Origin of the sequence: Prevotella sp. S7-1-8 (genome assembly GCF_000758925.1) — a bacterium.
In the GTDB taxonomy this organism is placed as follows: Bacteria; Bacteroidota; Bacteroidia; order Bacteroidales; family Bacteroidaceae; genus Prevotella.
On the sequence record NZ_JRNC01000127.1, the window covers coordinates 1 to 865 of the forward strand.

Below are 865 nucleotides of genomic sequence, written 5' to 3' on the forward strand. Positions count from 1 at the left end.
ATCTCGAAGATAGTTACGCCGCAAGTCGTAACCGCCGTTTCGATTATTCTCGGTTTCCTGATACTACGCTTCATTGTCAAAGTTATTCTTCAAGTAACCTTTACAATCCTGCGTTGGCTGTTCTGGCTTGCCGTCATCTTGGCAATCCTGCTCTGTGTACTCTAAGGCACAAGGAAAGATATTCTTCGATTCATTCTTCTTTATGGGTGGTTATCTCAACGTGAGGTAGCCACCTTTTTCGTTTTCCATACAGGCGTTGCACTTTCGCTTCTTAAGTCCATCTATTCCACTTTGATGTGCCATAAGTCGGTGCTGATTTCTTTTTATTCGCAAAGGTAGTAAGGGGCTACGGCTTGCACAAGGTCTGTGCCTTTGGTTTGTACGGAAAATCTCCACACCTACATTTCATTCCGGGTAGTATTTTCCTGCAAAACCTTGTGCCGGCTGCGCCCCCTACCTTGTTCTTGCTACAAAAAGGAATCAGCATACTCCGATCTTTGGACGCATAAAAAAAATGTCATTATGGAACAGCAGAAAGTAAATATCACATCTTCGATGAAAGAAAAAGGATATAGCTCCTCCTCTCATTACCGCATAAGTTCGGTGGTTGATGAAAGTGAGCAAGTGTTGGCAACTAAGTTTGTGCAGTGGGAAGTTGAACCGTTGGAGAGCCTTTGTAATAGCAAGGTTTATCTTCTCCGTGTGAAACTCAATCGTGGTGAGCGAATGAGCCGTGAGGAAAAGAATTGGCTTGCCGAAGCGGTGAACACTAACACCTACTTCCGTACAGCCGTACCCCTTATGGGTTATCGGTTTGACTTTATGGACGTATTGAAGAAGTATTTGGTCAATCAATACGGACATT

The 865-nt window shown here is 43.8% G+C and carries 1 protein-coding gene; it reads left to right on the plus strand.

Going from position 1 to position 865, the window contains the following annotated elements:
• Positions 1-522: 522 nt before the first annotated feature.
• The coding region (locus HMPREF1640_RS13030) for a hypothetical protein (protein WP_081935376.1) at positions 523-865 on the plus strand (343 nt) is incomplete at its 3' end.